The following is a 1,925-nucleotide window of genomic DNA, read 5'->3' on the forward strand; positions in this document are numbered from 1 at the left end:
TTATCGCGGGGTAGAGCAGCTGGCAGCTCGTCGGGCTCATAACCCGGAGGTCGCAGGTTCGAATCCTGTCCCCGCAATTATCATGAGTATGATTTATTGTAGTATAAATATTCAAGATGAACTTTAACAATGTTGTCTAAAGTATGAAACAGGGTATTTTAAAGTAAGGTCCCGTAGTGTAGCGGTTATCACGCCTGCCTGTCACGCAGGAGATCGCGGGTTCGAATCCCGTCGGGACCGTTTAACATAATGCGGGTGTAGTTTAGTGGTAAAACCACAGCCTTCCAAGCTGTCGTCGCGAGTTCGATTCTCGTCACCCGCTTTTTGTTTGGGGCCTATAGCTCAGCTGGTTAGAGCGCACGCCTGATAAGCGTGAGGTCGGTGGTTCGAGTCCACTTAGGCCCATTCGTATCATTTATTGATATGGGGAAGTACTCAAGTGGCTGAAGAGGCGCCCCTGCTAAGGGTGTAGGTCGTTTGCGCGGCGCGAGGGTTCAAATCCCTCCTTCTCCGTTTTTTATTTTTATTGCAAGGCCCCTTGGTCAAGCGGTTAAGACACCGCCCTTTCACGGCGGTAACACGGGTTCGAATCCCGTAGGGGTCATTAGTGTTTAATCACTATATATTGTTTATTGGAGGATTACCCAAGTCCGGCTTAAGGGAACGGTCTTGAAAACCGTCAGGCGTGTAAAAACGCGCGTGGGTTCGAATCCCACATCCTCCTTTTTAAATAATTAGAAGTAAAGGTCCCGTAGTGTAGCGGTTATCACGCCTGCCTGTCACGCAGGAGATCGCGGGTTCGAATCCCGTCGGGACCGTTTTTTTGGCGCAGTAGCTCAGTTGGTAGAGCAACGGATTGAAGCTCCGTGTGTCGGCAGTTCGACTCTGTCCTGCGCCATTTTCTTTTTGCGAGTGTAGTTTAGTGGTAAAACTACAGCCTTCCAAGCTGTTGTCGCGAGTTCGATTCTCGTCACTCGCTTTAATAATTAAATTTTGATTAACACAAATAAAAAAAGAGTATAATTTTGATCCGACCCCCATATATTAGACCAAAAATCTAATGTATAGGGGTCGGTTTTTTATGACTAAATATAATCTAAAGTTCAAGTCGATGGTCGTCACTGAATATCTAAAAGGATTTGGTGGTTACAGTTACCTTGCAAATAAATATGACATCAAGAGTGCAACTCAAGTTAAAGATTGGATAAATACTTATCAGAATTCTGGATGGGAAGGATTAGAGCGTAAGAGAAACCATAAGATTTACTCTGTTCAATTTAAAGTCAATGCGGTAGAGTTATACCTAAGAATAGAGTCGTCCTATCGTGAAGTGGCCAATCAGTTAGGCATCAATCGACAAAGTATGATTGCGAGCTGGTGTAAGAAATTCCTTGAAGAAGGTGTGGATGGACTCTCAAAAGGGAAAGGACGTCCAACAATTATGCCGAAGAAAAAGAAATTAGATCTAGTAAAACAATCAATAAACAAAGAAAAGGACCGACTTGAAGAACTTGAAAAACAAGACCGCCTTTTAGAAATCGAGAATGCTTATTTAAAAGAATTGCGGAGGTTGGGCTTGAGCGATCCCGAATTTCTCGCAAAGACAAAGCGAGAATTGCCCACGACCTCCGAAAAAAAGAAAGAAAATTAGTCGATATTCTTGAAGTAATCGGGCTTCATAAAGCAACCTATATGTATTGGCAAGTTCGCTTTAACCGAGAAAACCCTGACCAAAAGGTCATTGATGAAATGCACGAGATCCGTAAAGTACACAAAGATTATGGCTGTCTAAGAATGACGAGAGAATTACGTGCTCGTGACTATTTAATCAACTTGAATTGTAAAATTAAGCTAGACGATTAAAAAGACCATATGTGGTACACTCATTCCAGATTTACAACCACGAAAATTAGGAGAGTGACCAC

2 protein-coding genes and 10 tRNA genes are annotated in these 1,925 nt (G+C 43.1%); all 12 read left to right on the forward strand.

Annotation, left to right across the window (positions count from 1 at the left end; genetic code table 11):
- Window positions 1-4: 4 nt before the first annotated feature.
- The 12 genes from BLT22_RS12005 to BLT22_RS12420 all read left to right on the forward strand — a co-directional run bounded on the left by BLT22_RS12005 (window position 5) and on the right by BLT22_RS12420 (window position 1,863).
- Window positions 5-77, forward strand: a tRNA-Met gene (locus BLT22_RS12005).
- Between the two features lie 90 nt (window positions 78-167).
- A tRNA-Asp gene (locus BLT22_RS12010) sits at window positions 168-240 on the forward strand.
- A gap of 11 nt (window positions 241-251) precedes the next feature.
- Window positions 252-322, forward strand: a tRNA-Gly gene (locus tag BLT22_RS12015).
- 9 nt (window positions 323-331) lie between these two features.
- Window positions 332-405: transfer RNA gene (locus tag BLT22_RS12020), tRNA-Ile, on the forward strand.
- Between the two features lie 20 nt (window positions 406-425).
- Window positions 426-513, forward strand: a tRNA-Ser gene (locus BLT22_RS12025).
- A gap of 19 nt (window positions 514-532) precedes the next feature.
- Window positions 533-604: transfer RNA gene (locus BLT22_RS12030), tRNA-Glu, on the forward strand.
- A 30-nt stretch (window positions 605-634) separates the two neighbouring features.
- A tRNA-Ser gene (locus BLT22_RS12035) sits at window positions 635-724 on the forward strand.
- Between the two features lie 21 nt (window positions 725-745).
- A tRNA-Asp gene (locus BLT22_RS12040) sits at window positions 746-818 on the forward strand.
- Between the two features lie 7 nt (window positions 819-825).
- Window positions 826-898: transfer RNA gene (locus BLT22_RS12045), tRNA-Phe, on the forward strand.
- Window positions 899-908: 10 nt separating this feature from the next.
- Window positions 909-979, forward strand: a tRNA-Gly gene (locus BLT22_RS12050).
- A gap of 102 nt (window positions 980-1,081) precedes the next feature.
- Window positions 1,082-1,651 (forward strand): helix-turn-helix domain-containing protein, encoded by a 570-nt coding sequence (locus BLT22_RS12055; protein ID WP_176935497.1) that lies wholly within the window; start codon window positions 1,082-1,084, stop codon window positions 1,649-1,651.
- A 41-nt stretch (window positions 1,652-1,692) separates the two neighbouring features.
- A complete protein-coding gene (locus BLT22_RS12420) occupies window positions 1,693-1,863 on the forward strand; it encodes a hypothetical protein (protein WP_176935499.1) in 171 nt (56 codons plus the stop codon).
- Window positions 1,864-1,925 lie beyond the last annotated feature (62 nt).

Source organism: Marinilactibacillus psychrotolerans (assembly GCF_900101525.1).
Classification (GTDB): Bacteria; Bacillota; Bacilli; order Lactobacillales; family Carnobacteriaceae_A; genus Marinilactibacillus; species Marinilactibacillus psychrotolerans.

Excerpts from the sequence above, each read along its gene's own strand:
- BLT22_RS12055 (WP_176935497.1), top strand. The coding sequence starts at position 1,082 with ATGACTAAATATAATCTAAAGTTCAAGTCGATGGTCGTCACTGAATAT.
- BLT22_RS12420 (WP_176935499.1), top strand. The coding sequence starts at position 1,693 with ATGTATTGGCAAGTTCGCTTTAACCGAGAAAACCCTGACCAAAAGGTC.